This window comes from Chryseobacterium sp. KMC2 (assembly GCF_016756935.1).
Classification (GTDB): Bacteria; Bacteroidota; Bacteroidia; order Flavobacteriales; family Weeksellaceae; genus Chryseobacterium; species Chryseobacterium rhizosphaerae.
In genome coordinates this window covers 44,378-66,525 of the sequence record NZ_JAESIT010000013.1, presented here as the reverse complement: position 1 = coordinate 66,525, position 22,148 = coordinate 44,378, and the positions used below count along the sequence as shown (strand labels likewise).

14 protein-coding genes are annotated in these 22,148 nt (G+C 35.8%); 2 read left to right on the top strand and 12 right to left on the bottom strand.

Annotation, left to right across the window (positions count from 1 at the left end):
* Window positions 1–238: 238 nt before the first annotated feature.
* From uvrA to JML65_RS15745, 5 genes are all read right to left on the bottom strand, one after another.
* A complete protein-coding gene (uvrA, locus tag JML65_RS15765; RefSeq protein WP_202271376.1) occupies window positions 239–3,070 on the bottom strand; it encodes an excinuclease ABC subunit UvrA in 2,832 nt (943 codons plus the stop codon).
* A 218-nt stretch (window positions 3,071–3,288) separates the two neighbouring features.
* Complete coding sequence (locus tag JML65_RS15760; protein WP_202271375.1) at window positions 3,289–4,218, bottom strand: DUF6845 domain-containing protein; 930 nt, start codon at window positions 4,216–4,218, stop codon at window positions 3,289–3,291.
* Between the two features lie 22 nt (window positions 4,219–4,240).
* A complete protein-coding gene (locus tag JML65_RS15755) occupies window positions 4,241–6,124 on the bottom strand; it encodes a type VI secretion system baseplate subunit TssF (protein WP_047495862.1) in 1,884 nt (627 codons plus the stop codon).
* Between the two features lie 28 nt (window positions 6,125–6,152).
* Complete coding sequence (locus JML65_RS15750) at window positions 6,153–6,593, bottom strand: GPW/gp25 family protein (RefSeq protein ID WP_047495934.1); 441 nt, start codon at window positions 6,591–6,593, stop codon at window positions 6,153–6,155.
* Window positions 6,594–6,756: 163 nt separating this feature from the next.
* On the bottom strand, window positions 6,757–8,166 hold the full coding sequence (locus tag JML65_RS15745; RefSeq protein WP_047495865.1) for an APC family permease: 1,410 nt from the start codon (window positions 8,164–8,166) through the stop codon (window positions 6,757–6,759).
* A gap of 142 nt (window positions 8,167–8,308) precedes the next feature.
* Between JML65_RS15745 and JML65_RS15740 the strand changes: the two genes are divergently transcribed.
* The gene (locus tag JML65_RS15740) at window positions 8,309–8,809 is read left to right on the top strand and encodes a DUF4920 domain-containing protein (protein WP_047495868.1); all 501 of its coding nucleotides are present in this window, start codon (window positions 8,309–8,311) and stop codon (window positions 8,807–8,809) included.
* Between the two features lie 51 nt (window positions 8,810–8,860).
* Here the strand turns inward: JML65_RS15740 and JML65_RS15735 are convergent, their stop codons facing one another.
* Window positions 8,861–9,970 carry a M14 family zinc carboxypeptidase gene (locus JML65_RS15735; RefSeq protein ID WP_202271374.1) on the bottom strand — a complete coding sequence of 370 codons (1,110 nt, stop codon included), beginning with the start codon at window positions 9,968–9,970 and terminating at the stop codon, window positions 8,861–8,863.
* A 971-nt stretch (window positions 9,971–10,941) separates the two neighbouring features.
* Between JML65_RS15735 and JML65_RS15730 the strand changes: the two genes are divergently transcribed.
* Window positions 10,942–11,487 carry a helix-turn-helix transcriptional regulator gene (locus JML65_RS15730; protein WP_202271373.1) on the top strand — a complete coding sequence of 182 codons (546 nt, stop codon included), beginning with the start codon at window positions 10,942–10,944 and terminating at the stop codon, window positions 11,485–11,487.
* Window positions 11,488–11,947: 460 nt separating this feature from the next.
* On the opposite strand, the gene JML65_RS15725 is transcribed toward JML65_RS15730, so the two are convergent.
* The 6 genes from JML65_RS15725 to JML65_RS15700 form a co-directional block, all read right to left on the bottom strand.
* A complete protein-coding gene (locus JML65_RS15725) occupies window positions 11,948–13,114 on the bottom strand; it encodes a proline dehydrogenase family protein (protein ID WP_047495877.1) in 1,167 nt (388 codons plus the stop codon).
* A gap of 64 nt (window positions 13,115–13,178) precedes the next feature.
* A complete protein-coding gene (locus JML65_RS15720) occupies window positions 13,179–14,108 on the bottom strand; it encodes a UbiA family prenyltransferase (protein WP_202271372.1) in 930 nt (309 codons plus the stop codon).
* Window positions 14,109–14,118: 10 nt separating this feature from the next.
* Window positions 14,119–15,045: a mevalonate kinase gene (locus JML65_RS15715; protein ID WP_047495939.1), complete on the bottom strand. Its 927-nt coding sequence runs from the start codon at window positions 15,043–15,045 to the stop codon at window positions 14,119–14,121.
* Between the two features lie 189 nt (window positions 15,046–15,234).
* The gene (locus JML65_RS15710) at window positions 15,235–17,403 is read right to left on the bottom strand and encodes a T9SS type A sorting domain-containing protein (RefSeq protein ID WP_202271371.1); all 2,169 of its coding nucleotides are present in this window, start codon (window positions 17,401–17,403) and stop codon (window positions 15,235–15,237) included.
* A 155-nt stretch (window positions 17,404–17,558) separates the two neighbouring features.
* Window positions 17,559–19,727 carry a T9SS type A sorting domain-containing protein gene (locus tag JML65_RS15705; RefSeq protein WP_202271370.1) on the bottom strand — a complete coding sequence of 723 codons (2,169 nt, stop codon included), beginning with the start codon at window positions 19,725–19,727 and terminating at the stop codon, window positions 17,559–17,561.
* Between the two features lie 163 nt (window positions 19,728–19,890).
* Window positions 19,891–22,071, bottom strand: coding sequence for a T9SS type A sorting domain-containing protein (locus JML65_RS15700; RefSeq protein ID WP_237390902.1), 2,181 nt, complete (start codon window positions 22,069–22,071; stop codon window positions 19,891–19,893).
* Window positions 22,072–22,148 lie beyond the last annotated feature (77 nt).

Below are 22,148 nucleotides of genomic sequence, written 5' to 3'. Positions count from 1 at the left end.
TAATTTCACATTGAGTTAACATTGAGTTAACATTGAAATATAAACAATTGATTTACAGTGATATAAATTTTAAAATATGTGAAAATTTAATATTGGAAGGTAGATTATAGCATTAAATCCTTATTATTTAGCATTATTTCTTTGATCTTATAATTTTTCTTCAGCCTGAAATACCCATATTTAAATAAAAAAAGAATCTGCTTTTGCAGATTCTTTTGTATGATTAAATTGTTTTTTATTATTCAAGTTCCCTTTTCAAAAATTTCCCTGTCAGACTTTTCTTAGACTTTACAATTTCTTCAGGAGTTCCCTGAGCTACGATCTGTCCTCCATATTTTCCTCCTTCAGGTCCTACATCGATAATATGGTCTGCCAATTTAATCACATCCATATTATGTTCGATGATGATAAATGAGTTTCCTAATTCCACTAATTTATTAATGGCTTCCATCAGGATTTTTACGTCTTCAAAATGCAGTCCGGTAGTAGGTTCATCCAGGATATAAAGGGTGTTTCCAGTTTGTCTTTTTGCCAGTTCCGTTGCTAACTTGATACGCTGTGCTTCTCCTCCGGAAAGGGTTGTTGACTGCTGTCCCAAGGTAATATATCCTAATCCTACATCCTGTAATGTTTTTACTTTTGCAAAAATCTTAGGAATGGGCTGGAAGAAATCTACCGCTTCATCAATGGTCATATCCAGTACATCGGAAATGGATTTTCCTTTGTAGCGGACTTCCAGGGTTTCTCTGTTGAAACGTTTTCCGTTACAGGTTTCACAATGAACATATACATCCGGAAGGAAGTTCATTTCAATTACTTTTAATCCTCCACCCTGGCAGGTTTCACATCTTCCACCTTTTACATTGAAAGAGAATCTTCCCGGTTTGTACCCACGGATCTTACTCTCAGGTAATTCTGCAAAAAGATTTCTGATGTCTGTAAACATTCCTGTATAGGTTGCAGGATTGGAACGTGGCGTTCTTCCAATCGGAGTCTGGTCTACATCTACAATTTTATCAATATTATCCAGACCTTCAATTTTTTTATAAGGTAAAGGTTCCTGAACTGCTCTGTAAAAATGTTTATTAAGGATTGGGTATAATGTTCCGTTGATCAGTGAAGATTTTCCGCTTCCTGAAATTCCGGTTACCACAACCAGTTTTCCCAGAGGAACGTCCAGGGTTACATTTTTAAGATTATTTCCTGTAGCTCCTTTTAACAGTATATTTTTTCCGCTTCCTGCTCTTCTTTCCTCAGGAATGGCGATTTTTCTTTTTCCATTGATATACTGAGCGGTTATGGTATCCGCTTCCAATAAATCTTTAGGTTTCCCCTGCCAAAGAATCTCTCCTCCGAATTTTCCGGCTTTAGGACCAATATCCAGCACCTCATCGGCTTCAAGAATCATATCTTTATCGTGCTCAACCACCAGTACAGAGTTTCCTATATCTCTAAGGTTCTTTAATGAGTGAATCAGCCTTTCATTATCTCTCTGGTGAAGACCAATACTTGGCTCATCCAGAATATACAATACATTAACCAGCTGGGATCCTATCTGTGTTGCCAGACGTATCCTTTGGGATTCTCCTCCGGAAAGGGTTTTCGAACTTCTGCTCAAACTTAGATAATCCAAACCAACATCCAGCAAGAACTGAAGCCTGGTTTCAATTTCCTTTAAAATTTCGTGAGCGATAATTTTATTTTTTTCTGAGAATTTATCTTTTACATCAATTAACCAATCTTTTAAATCGGCTAAGCTTAACCCATTGACCTCAGCAATATTTTTACCATCTATTTTAAAGCTTAAGCTTGAAGGCTGAAGACGGCTTCCATTACATTCAGGACAGGTTTCTTCCGTAGTAAAATGTCTTTCCAGCAAGATCGCCTCATAAGATTCTCTTTCGTCAATAATTTCTTCCATAAACGGAATCAAACCATCAAAGCTGATTTTTATTTTTTTGGTAATTCCTGCATATTTAAGATCTTTATTAAATTCTTTGTGGCAGCCATTGTAGATATAATTCAAAGCTTCTTCCGGAATATCCTGCAAAGGTGTTGTCAATCCCAGTCCGAAGATCTCAAGGATATTTTTAATCTGCGCAAGAATCCATTTATTTGATTTGATATCTTCCAGAGGTAATAATCCACCCTGATTGATTGATAATTTTGGATTGTCTGTAAAATAATCTGTATTGATCTTTTTGATCATCCCCAGTCCTTTACAGTTTGGGCAGCTTCCTTTCGGAGAGTTGAAGGAAAAAGTATTAGGTTCCGGTAATGCTAAGGAATGTCCTGTTTCAGCATCCATTAAATTTTTGGAAAAATATTCAATATCTGTACTTCCCAACTTCTGGATTCCGATGATTCCCTCACCCATTTCCATTGCTGTGCGCAATGATTTTTCCATTCTTGTCTCTGACGCACTTTCCCCAATAATCCAACGGTCAATAACGATATCAATATCATGGGTTTTATAACGGTCAAGCTTTAAATCATATTCAATATCCTGTAATTCTCCATCAATTCTAGCCTGTCCATAGCCCTTTTTCGCCATCTGTACGAAAAGCTCATGGTAATGTCCTTTTCTGGATCGTACTACGGGTGCCAGCAGCATTATTTTTTCTCCTTTATAGTTTTCCTTGATGGTTTCAAGAATCTGATCTTCCGTATAGCTTACCAGCTTTTGCCCGGTAGACAAAGAGTAAGCATCAGAAACCCTTGCATATAAAAGACGCAGAAAATCATACAACTCTGTAACGGTTCCTACGGTAGAACGTGGGTTTTTATTGGTTGTTTTCTGTTCAATAGCAATGACAGGAGAAAGCCCTTCTATTTTATCTACATCCGGACGCTCCAGCCCACCCAGAAACTGGCGTGCATAGGCAGAGAATGTTTCGATATAACGACGCTGGCCTTCTGCAAAGATGGTATCAAAAGCCAGTGAAGATTTTCCACTTCCGGAAAGCCCGGTAATTACCACCAGCTCGTTTCGCGGAATTTTAACGTTAATATTCTTTAGATTGTGCTCACGTGCTCCGTAAACTTCTATATATTCTGTTGATTTGCTCATAATTCAGAGTGACTTTGCCTGAAAATCACAACGTGCAAAATTACGGAATTTTATGGAAATTTATTAACCGTAAAAGGTATAAAAGTTTAATCTTTATTAAATTGAGTGATACAGAAGTACTCAGGGAAATCTATAAAAGATTTTGTGGATTCTTTCAGAAAAATAAAAAAGACCAATACAGGTTATATTGGTCTTTTTATCATTTACAGTGTGTATTATTATTTTACAAATGAATTGTATGAACTTAATACAGATTCATAAGATGAGTCAATTTGCTGGATATTGCTATCCGGTATTTTACCTGCTGCTTTAGAATCCCTGATTAATTTTCTGTACGAGTCTAAAAAGTTTGAAGCATTTTTATTGAAACTTTCAAACTGAGATTTTTTATAAGCATACTGGGGATCTTTCACATCGAAAATCAATTTTGAATTGGCTTCCACAGCTTTAGCAAATTCATCATACTTTTTCTGTGCATCAGCTTCATTAAATTTTCCGGTATATTGCTTACCAAGCAATTCTACCACAGAATCTAAAGAATTCATCACACTTTTGGAAGATATGATATAGTCTTTCAACGGATGATCTTTAAGAATTACTTCTTCAGCGGCATCTGTTGCAGGCTTAATCTTCATCATAATATTCTCCCCTGATAAATAGAGAGCATTAGCTTCAGTTTCAAGCTCTTTTCTTAAGCTCTCCGCTTTGGCGCCTTTATCATCTTTATAATCTTCGGAATTCATATAAGATTTAAACTCCTCAAACTTCTTTTCTATTGTTTCTTTTTTCGTTTTGTAAATATTGAAATCTGATTCAATAGCAGCTTTATCTTTTTCAAATCCGGAAGGAACACCTTTGATTTTTGAAAAGCTATAATCCATCGAGCTTATTACAATAGGCATTATGAGGACTTCTTCCCCTTTGGATTTCGAGACAGCAGCATCTGCATACTTTAAGATCCCTTCTATATGTTTAGAAGTGCTTTTATAGGAGTCTAAAAAGTTATTATTAAAATCAATAATAGCATTTGCGTCCTGTTCTCCACCCAGATTCAAAACAGCATTCCCCAGCTTATCAGCTCCCTTTTTACAGCTTATATTTACTACTGTCAGGGATAAAGCCATGGCCAGTATTATTATCTTTCTCATATTTTTTGGTGTTCGTTTAGTTTTACATATCCTGAAATTCAACATCCTCATTGGTGATTTTCACCAGATATTCAATACCGTCTATGGCTTTGGCAATAATTTGATTTCTAAGAATATTAGACATATTTTCCCAATATGCTCTTCCATAGAAGGAATAGTTTTGTGGAACAATCTCCACTTCTACTGTTCTTACAAAACCTTCTTTAGGTCTGTTGCTGACCATCGTTCCCCTTCTTACCCTTACGTCTCTCATTTCATCTTTCAGAACCATCCTGCAGTAATTCTTAACGTCTTCAAGTGAAATGATCTTATCTCTTGTTGTCAATGCATATTTATAAGCCTGGATGCTGTCTGTTCCTTTTTGTTCTTCCGCTCCTCCCAGAGTTTCAGCAAGCAAAACAATAGTTTGAGATTTCAGCTGATTAGACAGCTCTGTTCCGGGACGCATATGATTAGCTAAAGTACAGTGGGTTACCCAGAAAGAAGCATACGTATGATCTGTTTTTTCTACAGGCTCCATAATGACATAATTCAGTTCCTGTCTGATATTTCTTTTGGCATTATTCACTTTCTGTACCATAGATTTCATCTTATCAGACATTTCACTCAATACTCCTTTTACATTATCTCTGTTGAGAAGAGAAAAAGCAGCAATCTCATCCCGGGTCAGCTCCAGAACATTGGCAATCATATCTACAGCATTCCTGCTGGTGAAACGTTCCATTCCTCCTTTTCTTACCGTATATAAACCTTTTTTAAGGTCATCTGCCGGTGTAAAAGGAATTTCTGTATATTTTCTTCCGTCTCCGTCCTGAACATCATCTACATATAGGAAATGCTCTCCTTCGTCAGTAACCAGAGGAATATTATTTCCCATGATATCTAAACTGTATTCTGTTTTCTTCCAACCTCTGTTGTAGATGGGAAACGCATTCAGTACAAATGAAAAGTTATCCAGGATTTCAGCTGAAAACTGGGGTGGAAATTCAAAAGTTAGCCATAGAAACTTTTTATTCTCCATATATTTCACAATTTCTTCTTTTCCGTGAAGGAATTCAAGATTTTGCGGAAGTTTTCCGGGCTCTGAAAATAAACTGTTGGAAATTCCTGTAACCTCAATAAATTTATGACGGTAGATACTTTTAATATCTTCAATCACTTTATTTCGGATAGACTGCTCTCTGAACATCTGTTCGTAACCGTCCGGCTGGTTTTCCGTAAGATAACTCAGCCCCTCTCTTACAAACAATGGATTACCATTACTGGTAACACTGATGTAAGGTAATAATTTATAGACAAAGTCTAAATGCTCAAAAGCAGGATTGGAGCAAAAGATGCTTAAATATTTAGGGAAATTTTCGTTCGTATATTTACTGACATCAATCCCTACTGTAATTTTTCTATAGTCTTCGGGTTTTCCCGGAAATCTGGCAATAGGAATTTTATTGAACCGGTCATCTATACTGTAACATGTATTTCCTACAAACATGATTGAAGTATGAACTTTATTAATCCTGACATTTCCTACCGGAGTAAAGGGAATATTCAACTGCTTGTCTGATTCCGACTTTATGGTAGAAGTCATCTGTTTACGGAAGAAAAACTCCGTATGTTCCAATAAAACTTCGGAAGACTCATAAGGTTGTGTAAAAGCTACAGAATGAGCCGGAATAGGATGTGTATAAATGGATGGCGTAAGAAGTTTTGCCAGTTTTTCTAAAATACGGGCATTAACCGTCTGAATTTCGTTATTAGCCTTAAAGACCTCTGTACTGAATGCATCTATCAGTAGTTTTACAAAAGGATCTAAAGATTGAGGGCTTTTGAGTCCCCATACTTTAGTTGCATTCTGAAGCATTCTGGCTTTTACAGATTCTTTGGAATATATATTCTGATCTAAATTCATAAATTTTTGGTGCTGTTAAAAAAAACATTTAATCAATAGACATAGGGCTTAGAAACAATTCTGTTGAAAAACTGAAACGTTCTCCCGTTGCTTCCATTTTTGCATTGATGGCAATTCTTACTTTCTTTTTGATTTCTGTGTGCTCTTTGGTATCGTAGCTGTGTTCTACAAATTGTATATTGGCATCTACCTGTGGCTGTACAATTCGGGGTTCGTACTCCTGAATCTGTCTTTTAAGACTCTTAACAAAAACATTTTCCCAGATCGCGCTGGTGACTCCGTTATCGAACTCAAGGTTCCAAACGTCATTACCATAATTTTCATCATATCTGTTCTCCCCTTTTTTAGTGGTAATCAGCAACATGATATTGTGGGCAATACTTTCCCCCATATCGCAGGTATCAATGCTTCCGCCTTCAGTCATTAAAGTTGAAGGTACAAAAGGCATTCTGTAATTTGGTGTATCCATAATCAACTTCTTATTTTTACTTCATGGTTAGGTTTACTTAAAAACGAAATACCAAAATACACATTTTCACTAAATAAATGTTTAATAATTTAAAATATTATTCAAAAACAAAGGCCTTCAAATTGAATTGAAAGCCCTGCTGCTATTATATCTTATTATGATATCAGTTTGTTTTTTTCCGGTTGATAAAATAATAGACCGGAAGTCCCAGGACAACCATGATCAACCCCGGCCACGTATATTGCTGTTTATATATTAAAAGCAGAATACAGAATCCCGTTCCAATCACTAAATAAATAATTGGAGTAACCGGATACAGCCATGTTTTATAAGGTCTTTCAAGGGCTGGTTGCTTGATTCTTAAATAGATCACTCCGAAAACGGTAATCATATAAAATAAAACGATTACAAAAGAGATCATATCCAACAGATTTCCATACTGTCCGCTCAAACAAAGAAGTGAAGCCCAGACTCCCTGCATCCATAAGGCATTTTCAGGAACCTCATTGTTGTTATTTTTTTCTGCTGATTTAAAGAACATTCCATCTTTTGCCATAGTCTGAAAAACTCTTGCCCCGGCTAAGATTAATCCGTTATTACATCCAAATGTAGAAATCATAACCAGCAAAGCAATAATAATTGTTCCGGCGCTTCCAAAAATATTCTGTGATGCCGCTACTGCTACCCTGTCATTGGTCGCAAAAGCAATTCCTTCTCTGTCTAATGCGTTTAAATACACAAAATTCACAGCAATATAAAGGAGCATTACAGCAGAAGTTCCATAGATCATAGACTTTACTACGTTTCTCTTCGGATTGTCAATTTCTCCGGAAACAAAGGTTACACTTTCCCAGGCTACAGAACTAAAGACAGAACCTACCATAGCGGCAGCAATACCCCCCAGCAAAGTCATCCCGCTAATGGGTTCCCAACCTTCTTTAAGGAAGTTGCCACTAAAGTCTTTTTTTAGATTATTAAATGAGTCCGTACCTAGGCTGAAGTTTTCAGCCATATGCGAAAAATCAACCAGTATAAATCCGGCTGCAATCAATCCCAGTAAAGCAATAATTTTAGAACCTGTAAATATATTCTGAAGCACTTTTCCACTTTGTACGCCTCTTGTATTGATATAGGTAAGCAGGAGAATGACAGCAATCGCTAAAATCTGTATCCAGGTAATTTTAAATTCTCCACTTTGAAAAATAGGTGCAGCATCATTAAGTGACGGAATAAGGTAGGCTGTAAATTTACCAAAAGCCATTGCCACCGCTGCAATAGTTCCGGTTTGTATTACCGTAAATAGTCCCCATCCATAAAGGAATCCCATCTTTTTTCCGAAAATCTCCTTCAAGTATGTGTATTGGCCTCCAGCTTTTGGAAACAGGGCGGAAAGCTCTCCATAGCTTATGGCAGCAGCAACAGTCATCACTCCTGTTATAATCCAGACAACAATCAGCCAGTATCCGGATCCCAGATTACGCATCATATCAGCGCTTACAATGAAGATCCCACTTCCAATCATAGAGCCCATTACCAGCATAATGGCGTCCCATAGTTTCAATTTTTTTTGCATAGTCAAGTATAGGCGTCAAATATAAACAAATCTGCCTTTTATTTTAAATTTTATTGCAAATTCGATAATGCACATGTTTTATATCAACTTTTAATTGATTTTTGATTCAATATTAATTAGTACTTTTGGGAAAAATAATAAAATGAAATTCAAGACAATCATATTTGCAGCTGCTATAAGTGCTTCTTCACTGGCTTTTGCACAGGAAGTGGGACCTCCGGCAGGGAACGCTTTAGTAGGTGATACTTATGGAGCAAGCGTAGCATCAGGAGCTGAATCTAAAGCTGTTACTGTAGACCAACTGGGTAAACAGCTTAAAAAAGAAAACAAAAAGCTGGAAAACGTAGCTATCAAAGGTAAAGTAACTGATGTATGTGATAAAAAAGGATGCTGGCTTACTATTCAGACTGAGGATAATTCTAAATTTTTTGTAAAAATGAAAGATTATGCATTCTTTGTACCTACAGCTTTAAAAGGTAAAAACGTTGTATTGGAAGGCAATGCAGAAAGAAAAGTAACTTCTGTAAATGAGCAGAAACATTATGCGGAAGATGCTAAGAAACCGCAGTCAGAAATTGACGCCATCACTCAGCCTAAAGAGGAAATCAGATTTGTAGCTAACGGAATAAAAGTCGTTAACTAAGCCTTCTGTATATAAAAACTAAATACGGCAATCTCTTGATTGCCGTATTTTTTAATCTTCTATCGTAAAACTTACTACTGCATCCAGTTTGGGATATTTAGTTTCAGAAATAAATTTCTTTCCTGTACAATCTATTTCCAGCCAACCTTTTCGTTTTTTCACATCTCCTACTTCCATTACAAAAGGGATAAAAGAAATCTCATCTTTTTCATCTTCTTTTATTTCTCTGTACTGAACAGCAATGTCCAGAATACATTCATGTTCAGTATTCAGTTTTACATTTCTGTAGACTATATCGTAATGGGTTTCTTTATTTTCAGGAATTTCAAGATAAGCCTCCCATCCCGTGGTTTCAGAATTGAGTTCGCTTATTGCTTTCAAGGCATAATAAAGGGCCACTGTATAATATTTCCTGGTTCCCTGTCTGCTATAATCATCTATAAAATGTCCTCCTTCAAATAAAATAGTCGGCATCCCGGCTTTTATAAAATTGTCTCCGGTCGATGTAGGATAAAACTCATCAGAATATCTTCCAATCTGATTAGGGATTATTTCTTTTAAATGATGGTAAACACTTCCAATAACTGCCATACATTTTTTCCTGTTTTCAGTGACGGTACGTTCTACATTTTCAGAAGGTGCCAAAAAAGAGAGTGTAGCAGGATGAATGCCGTCGGTAGTAAAAATGGTTCTCTGCTCATGAAGGTTCAAGGCATAATCGTATTTTTTAGAGGCAGCAGCATTTTTAAGGAACTTAATCTCTTTACTGGCTTCATTGTGAAAATCTCTGTTCAGGTCAATATCCGCAGCATTCAGTCTTGTCCACCTTTCTGACCCGTCAGGATTAAGCATAAAAATAAAATCAAGTGTAATCTTACTGAACAAATCTTCTTTCATCTCAGGAGCCTTATCCAAACTTACCAGAAGATCCAGCATAGCATGGGTGGCATTAGATTCGTTTCCGTGCATTTGCGACCATGCTAAAATATGAATGTCACCGGTTCCGATGCTCAATTGATATATAGGTTTCTCTAAATATGATTTTCCGATCTCCTGAATATAATCGACGAGATTCGTCTGTAGGTAAGAAAATAATTTTTCAGGGGAAATATACCGATTAGGAAAATTAGGGTGTTGGGAATAGATCTGTTCAAAATTCATTGTTGGAATAGTTTACAAAAATCAAATTTAACCATTTTAAGGCATAAAAACCAGATTAACATCTGTAAACAATTGTAAAAACAGCAAAAATTTGAAAATTTTCTTGTCTTATCGTTTTGTTTACATAAGTGAAATATTTCAATTTAAAGAGATCAAAGCCTATTAACAGATGTAACATTGTTAAACAGTATGAAGAGCCATATTGTCTGTTGATAAAATTGTGGATTGCGAATAATTTAATTCAATATATTTAAATGTCTGCAATTCAGCAATTTATAAAATCTATCTCAATCATATTTATAAAGATACTTGAAGTGAATAAAAGCCTGTTTTATAGTAAATAGGCATAATTTTATTAAACATGTCTAATGTGGATAAGTCCGTATTTTACATTACTATACATTTGTAAATTAACGAAATTCCGGGAATTTTATCAGAAATGGAGTCCAATTTTTATTAGTAAGGAGTTTTATCCGATGAAATAAAATTGCTTTGGTGGGCACGGAGATATTTAGTTCTAAGAAGCTTATAAAAGTGGTATTAATCCCCTATTTACATTCTTAATTTACCATTGTATACAATAGAAAACATCGTTATAAAGCATTACAAGCCAGTATTGGGTCTTATTATATCTTCTTTGTAAGAATATAGCAGATTAATAATGTAAATAGTAAAAAATAGAAAATTATCTCCCAAAATACCCTGGAAAAGTCTTATAATTTACATTTATAATCAAGCTTTATTGGGAAAAAACGGTTCAAAATAGACAATATCATGGAGCTTATTGTACTCTGTAAATAATTAGATTCTTATCTAGATACAATTGTAATTAATACATATCATACTGTTTTACTAGTAATTACATGTAGTTTACATTTGTATTTAATAAAACAATCTCTAAATTTACATTTGTAGTTTGTTTTTGTAAATTATAATATTTACATTTGTAACATAATTAAAAGCTTATTTTTATGAGTTTAAACGAGAGAATTTCACAAGTTATAGAGTATTCTAATTTTACGCCTTCCGAATTTGCTGATGAGATTGATGTACAACGATCATCCATTTCGCATATTACCTCAGGCAGAAATAAACCCTCTCTGGAGTTTATCATAAAAATAAAATCACGTTTCCCGGAACTTCTTTGGGACTGGCTGGTTACCGGTGAGGGTGAGATGCTGAAATCTTCACTTCCTGAAGTAGCAGTACATGAAGAAGAGGCTCATGATGATGAAAAAGAAAAAGGAAGGCCAACACCTCTACCCGATCTTTTCACTATGATGAATACCGATGATGAATTTGGAACCGACGAGATGGAAGCAGAGCTTCCCGGGGAAGGCCCTGCAGAATCGGTTATACCGGCCCCAAGTAAAGCTCAGGAAAAAATATTGGATTCTCAGCGATTAGAAAATTCAGCAGATCAAATTATCAGCCAAGCTATTGGAAATCAAACGAATAAGATAAAACGTATTGTTTTGTTCTATGAAAATGGAAAATTCGAAAGTTTTGAGCCTTAAAAAAAACCTGACCAAAAAAATGGTCAGGCTAAAAAATATTTGAAGAAGAAAACTAAAGCTATTGCTTTATTTTATTTTTAAAAATTTACGAATCCGTATTTTTATATTTTCCTGTTTTTTGATTAATCTCAGAGATGATACCCCGGCCAGCTATAATTAGAAAAATAATGAAACTGATCCCGGAGTAAAACTATCATCAGTAGGGGTAATCAGTGGAAAGTATTTTCATGCATTAGTTTTTTATTGTTAACCAAATATAATAATTTAAAATTAAATCAACAATAAAAATAAAATTATTTTACGATATATATAACACAAATAAGAATTAGGTTTAATATCTTTAATTTCGATTGTTTTTTCAAACTTAATAAATTGACATTAAATCTGTTATACTTTTTTATACCAGCATCATAAAAAAAGCCCACATTTCTGTGAGCTTTCTATTTGCTTATAACAACTGCTATTTTTTTCTTCTTTCCAGTTCCTTTTTAATAAGTCCCAGTTCTCTCCCTGTTTGCCCAGCCACAGAAGTGTTCTCACGAGCTCTTCTTGTCAGATAGGGAACAACATCCTTTACAGGTCCATATGGAAGGTATTTAGCCACGTTATAGCCCTTATCAGACAAATAGAAAGTGATATTATCACTCATTCCGTAAAGCTGTCCAAAATAAACGTGAGGATTGTCGCTGTTCAAAGATTTGGCTTTCATTTTATCCATAATCAGTTCTGAAGAAACTTCGTTATGGGTCCCAAAGAAAGCAGAAACTTTATCCAGGTGATTCATTACAAAATCAATTCCTGCGTTATAGTTTTTATCTGAAGCATCTTTGGTAGGCTGAATCGGATCTGCATACCCTTTTTCTTCTGCTCTGGCTCTTTCTTTCTCCATATAAGCACCACGAACAATCTTGTAGCCTATGAAATAGTTCTTTTCTCTTGCTCTCTGAAGGTTTGCTTCCATGTATTCCAGTCTTCCTGTTCTGTACATCTGGATGGTATTCCAAACGATAGGTTTTTCCTGGTTATACTTCTCCATCATTTCTTCGCAAAGGTGATCTGCTGCGTCCTGCATCCAGGTTTCTTCTGCATCTACCATTACTTTTTTATCATTTTCGTGGCAAAGGCTGCATACCTCATCAAATCTCTTTACCACTCTTTCCCATTCTTCTTTCTGGCTTGTGGTAAGCTCTGCTCCTTTTCCAACAGCTTCATACAAATCAATTCTTCCAAATGCTGTAGGCTTGAAAACAATAAAAGGAATTGCCGGATTTCCTACTGAGAACCTTACAATATCCTTAATCTCTTTACACACCGCATCAAAAGTTTCTTCATCTTCCTTCCCTTCAATAGAGTAATCGAAAATACTTCCAACTCCTCTTTTGAAAAGCTGTTTTACAACTTTCATACTTTCTTCACGGGTTTCTCCTCCACAGAATTGAGCAAACAGAGTGTTTTTTACAATTCCTGTTACGAAAGGAAAATTATTGTGTACTGTAAAATTAAGGACAGATGTTCCAAGGCTGGTAAGTGCAGGCTGTTCAATCATTTTAAACATCCAGTAAGCCTTTCTCAGTTGTGCATCAGATTTATCTGCAAATGCAACTTTAGTATCATTAAAAATGGGCATTCCTATTTATTAAATTTAGTTTTACAAAGGTAATAATAACCTCAGTTTATTTAAAGAATTTTTTTTATAATTTACTCTCAATTCCGTTCAAAAGCATTGCAATAATTCCTACAAAAACCCAAAAACGTAATATATTAATTGTAAAGAAGTTACTTCTCCTTGAAGAATTTAAAAGCAGATAAATACAAATAATCATCACAAATAATCCACCGGCAAAATAATAAGCCATAAAACCGGCCACCCCTGTTTTGGTAATGATTTTCATTGAAACAGTCATTGTGATCAGCAGCAGAGAGATAAGAATGGTTTTTGTATTCTTAGTTTTAAAATAGTTTGGAATCGTGGTATACCCGAATGCCTTGTCTACGCTTCTGGTCAATGTATCTTTTACAATATCAATACAAAGAAGGATCAGAAAAAGAAACACAGCCATCAGAATTATTTTTCTGGAAAAAGTTTCATAATATACCATCATTCCAAAGAAAGGATATAAGGTAAGGCTTACAAAAGTGAGATTGTTGAGTATCAGTATTCGGCTCAGTTTATGGCTGTAGAACCACATAAAAAACTGGTATACCAGAAAAAAGAAGAAAACATTATGGGAAATCATCCAGGCTACTCCCAAAGAAATAACACTTAATACCAGATAAGCATATAAAAAGTATTTCTGCTTAATAAAGCTCTGAATTCTGGTTCTGAAAGGTTTTACAATATGATCTTTCTCAAGATCATAAAACTGGTTGATAATTCCACCGGCTAAAATGGTAAGAACGGTACAGAAAATAATGCCATGAACTTTGAAGTCAAATACAAAATTCCTGAATGTTTCATCCTGATTGAAGAGGAAAAAAGTGGAAACATAGAGGGCAAATGTCAGCAGAGCGGCTACAAAAAAGCGGGCTCCGAGCATAAAGCCCACGAATTGTGAGAATCTATAAAATAAAGATTTAGAGATATAATTTTCAGATTGGAAAGTTTCTTTTTCAGAATTCATTCCAACCTGTTTAAAATCTGTAAATCACCTCTTTTTGGAAACCATCAAGCATTTTTTCTGCTTTTTCATAGTCTTTGGTAAATCCTAAGATATACCCACCTCCACCACTTCCGCAGAGTTTAAGGTAATAAGCATTGGAATCCAGACCTTTTTTCCAGATATTAAAAATACTTTCAGGAATCATAGGACGGAAATGTTCATATGCCCAATGAGAAAGTTTCTTTAAATTTCTAAAGAACGGATTCATATCTTTTTTAAGAAAAGCTTCTATACATGCGTTATTGTAACGAATAAACTCTTCTTTCAGTGTTTTACGGAAACCTTCCGTTTTCATTTTTTCAAAGAAAATTTGAATCATGGGTCCGGTTTCTCCTGTTATTCCTGAATCGATAAGGAAAATAGCTCCTTTGCCTTCTTCGCCATTAGGGATTGATACCCGGTCTAAATTCTCTTTATTTTCGATCAGTATAGGTAAATTCATATAGCAGATCAACGGATCCATTCCTGAGCTTTTACCATGGAAATAACTTTCCATTTCTCCGAAAACTGCCTTTAATTTTTTAAGATTATCTTTTGAAATGCTCTCAGCATTCAGCTTACTGACTGAATATTTTTCAAAAATAGCAGCTACTAAAGCCCCTGAACTTCCTACTCCATATCCCTGAGGAATATTGGAATCAAAGAAAAGTCCGTTTGATATATCAGTCTTAAAGCTCTTGATATCTAATTTAAAATCGTCGGAAAGATCAAGTACGGTAAGGTAATCAGCATATTTCTGCAGATGTCTGTTTGATTTAAGCTCAAATTCAGAGCTCAGATCTGAAAATTTTAAAGTTCCTTTATAGAAGCTGTAAGGTACTACAAGCCCCTGGGAATCTTCAATCATTCCATATTCTCCAAACAGGATTATTTTTGCATAAAATAGAGGGTTCGTCATTTTGACAATAAATCTTTTTGCAAAGTTAAAATTATTCTGCTGAATATAAGCAAAACTTGGACCGAATTCAGATTTATTTAAGGCTGAACCCCTGGTTTTCGGCTTTCCATCATTCTCATAAAGAAAAGATGTTGACATTAATACAACAAAAAGCCTGATCAAATCAGGCTTTTTGTTGTATTTTTAAAATTATTGTTTTATCAGTTTCTTATTTACCGTCTGTTTCTCAGTTTCTATGCTGATTACATAGTTTCCTGTCTGTATGGAAGAGAGATGTACTTCTGCTTTATTTCCTTTTAAAGAAGACGCTGAAGATACTAACCTTCCTGCTTCATCAAAAATTTTATAGGATTTTAAATTTTCTTTTGATGAAATGATGATCATTGTTTTAGCAGGATTCGGATAGATTGAAATGGTATTATCTTTCACCGCTATATCTTCCACTCCTAAGAATTTACATAGGAATCCGGCATTCCATCCATTACCTGTACCCGATTCATTAGAGAAAAACTCAACTGTAATGGCGCCGGTAGGATCTGTAGATACAAATGGCCCCGGAGGTAAAGTCCCTGTAAGGTTATTTCCGTTTGGAAATAGTGGAGAACCTGCTGAAGGTCCGTTATACACATACATATAGTCTTTAAAATTTTCCAAATTAAATTCGCTAAAAACCAAGGTCAGTTTGGAGTTGGACAGAGGATAAAAAGTTTTGGTCAGCTTTTCATTATTAGAATATCTTCCTGAAGCACCTCCTGAATCTGTAAATCGTGCCCCTGCACACCAGTCTCCGTCTGTTAAAAATGTTCTGTATTTCTGGTAAGCTGACGAACCTGAGCATTCACTTCCAACGGATAAATTATAATAGGTATTCGGATCCAGGTTGTTTATATTAAAACTATTGGAATTAACAGTTCCTGACTGTACAATAGTTCCGTCCATTTTGGAGAGTCTATATTTCCATGTTGACGAAAATCCATCAATAATAAAGGCACTTGCTGAATTCTGTGTGATGTCGGTAATACTTACATCCAGCACAGTGACTTCACAGGAAGAGGTACAGTTGGTACCCAGACAAGCTTTTGAATTAATTGTATTCCTTATGAACTCAGCGGGCTGTGGTCCAAACCCATTGGCAAAATTGATTCCCACTCCGGCCACCAAGTGGCAGTAGCTCATTATAGTACCTCCTCCAGATCCCGGAATTGGCCCAGCACATGCATTTCCCTGATTTCCACTTTGAGTTCCACAGCCATCAATGGCTGTATTATTACCATTCCACACGCAGGCATGAGTATGCTGAGATCCTAGTCCATGCCCCATTTCGTGGGTGGTTACGTTGACCGTCCAGGAATACATTGGAAACTGCTGATAATTGATTTGAACCGGTGCGTAACAATATTTCAAATCTGAACATAGAGAATTGATGTAGGCATATCCGGTAGCTGTAGGTGAGGTCACCAGCTGGGCAATATCACCGTTAAAATAAGGTCTGCCATTTCTGAACACTCCTAGATCGGGATCATAATTGCCTGTATAAGGATCCGGTGTGGTCCATACATACATTTCACTTAAGGAGACTTTAATATCATCATTAAAGTAAATGGTTTCTAAACTGTTATGAATAGCGGTCATCCAGTTAATGGTAGCGGTTATATTGGAACCATTACCCTGATAAGGTTTGTAGCCTACTTCATAAAATATTCTTACACAATTATCAGTCATCGTTCTTCTCGTGAGCTGCCCCGGATCAGGTGCTGTTTTTTGAATTTTATTCTCCTTCAATTCATCTGCACCACAGATAAAACTGTTTTGCACGGTCAGCTTAGATTCTGAATAACTTACGAAATCGCTTGAATTCTTCATCTTTCCCAGCACGATATTTCCCAACGCTGGTGTCGAGACAATTCCTACCACATCATTATCAAAGAAGCTGAAAGATACAATAGACTGATCATCTCCTTTTACAATGCCGCGATAATAAATTCCCGGATGGTAAGGTACAAGTTCATCTTTTTTAGTTTTCACTTTAAAATCTGCGGTGAAAATCTGCTTTTTATACAGTTGCACGGTGATTTCTTTGTCTCCGTCAAAAGGAAAAGAGACCTCAAGGAATTCGGGACTTTCAGCAAGTAACCTCATTAGCTTGGGTACATTCAGGTTAAAAACCGTGGCGTCCGGTGCTATTTTCTTTAGATCAACCAGATTATCAAGGTTTTTCACATCAAATAGGCCATACCTTGGCGCTCGGTAGTTTAATTTCTCATATTCATGGATTTTTCTGGCTACAGGTTTAATCTCCTGAGCAAAACTGAAAAAATTCCAAAACAACACAGTAAACATTAGAATTTTCTTAATCATTATTAATTTTTTGTTAAAAATATAAATAAATACACACATATCACTGTACATCCATACATAAAGAAGAATAAAAATCAACAATGTATAAAAAAACCACAGTAGAAATAATTCCACTGTGGTTTAGCTATTATTTTATCATAGGAGAACCCGTTATATTATTGCTTTATAAGCTTTTTATTTACCGTTTGCTTTTCGGTCTCAATACTGATTATATAATTTCCTGTTAGCATGGAAGAAAGATTTATTTCTGTTTTATTCCCTTTCAGAGAAGATGCCGAAGTCACTACCCTTCCTGCTTCATCAAAAATTTTATAGGATTTTAAATTTTCTTTTGATGAAATGATGATCATTGTTTTGGCAGGGTTTGGATAGATTGAAATGGTATTATCTTTTACATCGATATCTTCTACTCCTAAAAATTTACACAGGAATCCTGCATTCCATCCATTAGCTGTACCAGTAGCATCAGAGAAAAATTCAACCGTAATCGCTCCGGTAGGATCTGTAGACACAAATGGTCCGGGAACAAGAGAACCTGTCAGGTTGTTGCCATTTGAAAATAAAGGAGAACCTGCCGAAGGTCCATTATACACATACATATAGTCTTTAAAGCTTTCCAAATTAAATTCGCTAAAAACCAAGGTCAGTTTAGAATTGGACAGTGGGTAAAAAGTTTTGGTAAGCTTTTCATCATTAGAATACGTTCCTGAAGTACCTCCTGAATCTGTAAACCGTACTCCTGCACACCAGTCTCCATCTGTTAAAAATGTTCTGTGTTTTTGGAAGGCTGAGGAACCGGAACAGTCTGTTCCTATATATAAATTGTAATAGGTATTGGGAGCTAAACTATTTAAATTAAAACTGTTTGAATTAGTAGTTCCTGACTGTACAATAGTTCCATCCATTTTAGAGAGCCTATATTTCCATGATATGGAAGTACCATCTATAATAAAAATGCTCGCTGTGCTTTGCGTTATATCCGTAATACTAAGATCCAATATAGTGGTTTCACATGAAGAAGTACAGTTCGTACCCAGACAGGCTTTTGAATTAATCGTATTCCTTATTAACTCGGCTGGCTGCTGCCCAAATCCGTTGGCAAAATTAATTCCAACTCCGGAAACCGAACCGCAATAACTCATAATAGTACCTCCTCCCGGTCCCGGAAGTGGCCCGGGACATACACTTCCCTGAGATCCAGATGCAGCTCCACAGCCGTCAATAGCTGTATTATTACCATTCCAGGCACAGGCGTGAGTATGAGGAGAACCTAATCCATGTCCCATCTCATGGGCAATAGTATAGATCGTTATTGAAAACATTGGAAATTGATCATAATTTATAGCAACAGGAGAAAAACCATATTTCAGATCTGAACACAATGAGTTGAGATATGCCATGCCCTGACCTCCAGGAACAGTTATGAGCTCTGCAATATCGCCATTAAAAAAAGGTCTGTTACTTCTGAACATTCCCAGATTGGCATCTGCCCCTCCTGTATATGGATCCGGCGTTGTCCACACATATATTTCGCTTAAAGAGATTTTAATATCATCATTAAAATATAAGGTTTCAACACTGTTATGAATAGCAGTCATCCAGTTAATGGTAGCAGTTGTATTGGATCCATTACCCTGATAAGGTTTGTAGCCTACTTCATAAAATACCCGTACACAATTATCGGTCATGGTTCTTCTTGTGAGTTGCTCAGGGTCAAGTGATGGTCTTTGAATCCTATTTTCCATCAATTCATCTGCCCCACACATAAAACTGTTTTGTACGGTCAGCTTAGATTCTGAATAACTTACGAAATCGCTTGAATTCTTCATATTTCCCAGGACGATATTTCCCAACGCTGGTGTCGAAATAATTCCTACCACATCATTATCAAAGAAGCTGAAAGATACAATAGACTGATCATCTCCTTTTACAATGCCACGATAATAAATTCCCGGATGGTAAGGTATGAGTTCATCTTTTTTAGTTTTCACTTTAAAATCTGCGGTAAAAATCTGCTTTTTATACAGCTGAACGGTGATTTCTTTGTCTCCGTCAAAAGGAAAAGAGACCTCAAAGAATTCGGGACTTTCAGCCATTAAACGTTTTAATTTTGACTGATCAAGATCAAAGATGGTAGCATCAGTTGCTATTTTTCTGAGATCAACCAGATTATCAAGGTTTTTCACATCAAATAGGCCATACCTTGGCGCACGGTAGTTTAATTTCTCATATTCATGGATTTTTCTGGCTACAGGTTTAATCTCCTGAGAAAAACTGAAAAAACTCCAAAACAACACAGTAAACACTAGAATTTTTTTAATCATTATTAATTTTTAAATTAAAAATACAAATAATACCCACATATTAAGGTAAACTCATACATAAAGATTAATAATGTATAAAAAAACCATAGCAGAAATAATTCTACTATGGTTTATCTATTATTTTATGATCTCTACTTCTATATCATTATGAGAACACTTTTTATTATTGTTTTATCAGTTTTTTGTTTACTGTCTGTTTCTCAGTTTCTATGCTGATTACATAGTTTCCTGTCTGTATGGAAGAAAGGTTTACTTCTGTTTTATTCCCTTTCAAAGAAGAGGCTGAAGACACCAACCTTCCCGCTTCATCAAAAATTTTATAGGATTTTAATGTTTCATCAGATGAAATGACAATCATATTTTTTGCAGGGTTAGGATAGATGTTTATTGAGTTATTTTTCGTGTTAACATCTGCCACTCCCAAAACATTACAGGAGAAATTCACATTCCAGCCATTTGCAGTAACCCCGGCATCAGAAACAAATTTTACAGTTATAGCACCGGAAGGATCTGTTGATGTAAACGGACCGGGAACGGTATTTCCTGTCAGATTATTTCCATTAGCAAATACTGGTGAAGCCGTAGAAGGTCCATTATACACATACATAAAATCATAATCCTCTTCAAGGTCAAATGCTGTAAATGTCATGGTCATAGAAGAACCTGAGGCAGGATAAAATGTCTTTACCAGTTCTTCATTGTTTTTATAAGTTCCGGCAGAGCCTCCCGTATCTGTAAACGACACTCCTCCACACCAATCTGCATCGGTAAGAACCAGACCTGATTTTTGATAATACGTTTCATTTGCACATGGACCTACAGCGTCAACTTTATAGTATGTTCCCGGCTGTAGATTTGCGATACTGAAAGAGGGAGAATTTGTATTTCCTGTAGCCACATTAGTTCCATCCAATTTAGAAACTTTATACTTCCATGAGGAAGATATAGCATCCGTAATGAACATATTGGCAGAATTCTGTGTAGTAGAAGTGGGCGCTATAGAAGAAATACTTGGAACACATGATGTTGTACAATTGGTACCAAGGCATGGTTTGGAGTCTATTGTACTTCTAATTAAAGCTGCCGGTTGGGTACCAAAACCATTACTGAAATTAATCCCGATATTTGACATCAGATGGCAATAGCTCATAATGGTACCTGATGGTGGCAGAACATTACTGGTACATGTAAGTCCTTCGCTGTTTATGATAGAAGGCATTGCTGTGGGTCCACACCAGTCAATGGGAGTATTATTTCCGTTCCACGCACAAGCATGAGTATGCGGAGACCCTAAGCCGTGTCCCATTTCATGAGTCATCGCCTGAATAGTCCATGAATATACCGGCACATTATTATACGTCTGAGAAATCCCGGAATACGCATGTGCGTAGGTTTTACACAGGGAATTCAGAAAAGCAATACTTGTAGTACTCGGAGTATTAATTAAATGGGCAAGATCGCCGTTAAAAGTTTGTCTGGCAGCTGAAAATTTATTTAAATTACTACTTGGGCTTCCTGTATAAGGGTCCTGGGTAGTCCAGATATAGATCTCGCTTAGGGCTGTCTTTATATCGTCATTGGTATATAACGTAGCAATGTTGTTATGAATGGCTGTAAGCCAGTTGGTCACGGTTGTTGTATTGGAACCGTTATTCTGATAGGGCTTAAAACAAACTTCATAATAAACCCGAACACAATTCTGAGTTAATGTTGTATTCTTATTTGCATTCGGATCGTATGATATTTTTTGATCATTGTTTTCTTTCAATTCATCAACACCACAGATAAAAGGGTTTGCCCCTGTCAATTTAGAGTCTGAATAGCTTACAAAATCTTCAGAATTTTTAGCTTTTCCAACGACTATATTTCCCAGTTCCGGGGTAGAAGCTACTCCTACAACGTCATTATTAAAAAAACTAAAGGCCACAATGGAATTATTATTTCCTTTTACAATTCCCTGATAATAAACTCCCGGAGTATAATTGACTGTTTTCCCGGTATTGGTAACCACTTTGAAACTGTTGGTGAAAATCTGATTTTTATACATTTCTACGGTAATCTGCCGTCCTCCGGCAAAAGGAAATGTAATTTCAATAAAGTCAGGCTTGTCATTAACGAGTCTCTTCAGCTCGGAAGATTTTAGGGAAATAACACTAATATCTGTTGCAGACTTTCTGTATTCTGCCAGCTTATCCGTGTTGTTATTAACTTCAAACAGGTCATACGTTTTAGACTCTATTTTACCATTATGATATTCCGAAATTTTCTGAGCAACCGGTTTCAATTTCTGGGAAAATCCCAAAACAAAACATTGCATGAAGCAAATCAATAGAACTTTTTTCATGATTTTGATAATTTTATTCACTCAGCAAATAAACAAAAAAAATCAAAACGTAGTGAAAAATTAATGCTAATTTCTAA

Bases quoted from the DNA above. Each gene is read 5' to 3' on its own strand.
- uvrA (WP_202271376.1), bottom strand. From the start codon at position 3,070: ATGAGCAAATCAACAGAATATATAGAAGTTTACGGAGCACGTGAGCAC.
- JML65_RS15760 (WP_202271375.1), bottom strand. From the start codon at position 4,218: ATGAGAAAGATAATAATACTGGCCATGGCTTTATCCCTGACAGTAGTA.
- JML65_RS15755 (WP_047495862.1), bottom strand. From the start codon at position 6,124: ATGAATTTAGATCAGAATATATATTCCAAAGAATCTGTAAAAGCCAGA.
- JML65_RS15750 (WP_047495934.1), bottom strand. From the start codon at position 6,593: ATGGATACACCAAATTACAGAATGCCTTTTGTACCTTCAACTTTAATG.
- JML65_RS15745 (WP_047495865.1), bottom strand. From the start codon at position 8,166: ATGCAAAAAAAATTGAAACTATGGGACGCCATTATGCTGGTAATGGGC.
- JML65_RS15740 (WP_047495868.1), top strand. From the start codon at position 8,309: ATGAAATTCAAGACAATCATATTTGCAGCTGCTATAAGTGCTTCTTCA.
- JML65_RS15735 (WP_202271374.1), bottom strand. From the start codon at position 9,970: ATGAATTTTGAACAGATCTATTCCCAACACCCTAATTTTCCTAATCGG.
- JML65_RS15730 (WP_202271373.1), top strand. From the start codon at position 10,942: ATGAGTTTAAACGAGAGAATTTCACAAGTTATAGAGTATTCTAATTTT.
- JML65_RS15725 (WP_047495877.1), bottom strand. From the start codon at position 13,114: ATGCCCATTTTTAATGATACTAAAGTTGCATTTGCAGATAAATCTGAT.
- JML65_RS15720 (WP_202271372.1), bottom strand. From the start codon at position 14,108: ATGAATTCTGAAAAAGAAACTTTCCAATCTGAAAATTATATCTCTAAA.
- JML65_RS15715 (WP_047495939.1), bottom strand. From the start codon at position 15,045: ATGACGAACCCTCTATTTTATGCAAAAATAATCCTGTTTGGAGAATAT.
- JML65_RS15710 (WP_202271371.1), bottom strand. From the start codon at position 17,403: ATGATTAAGAAAATTCTAATGTTTACTGTGTTGTTTTGGAATTTTTTC.
- JML65_RS15705 (WP_202271370.1), bottom strand. From the start codon at position 19,727: ATGATTAAAAAAATTCTAGTGTTTACTGTGTTGTTTTGGAGTTTTTTC.
- JML65_RS15700 (WP_237390902.1), bottom strand. From the start codon at position 22,071: ATGAAAAAAGTTCTATTGATTTGCTTCATGCAATGTTTTGTTTTGGGA.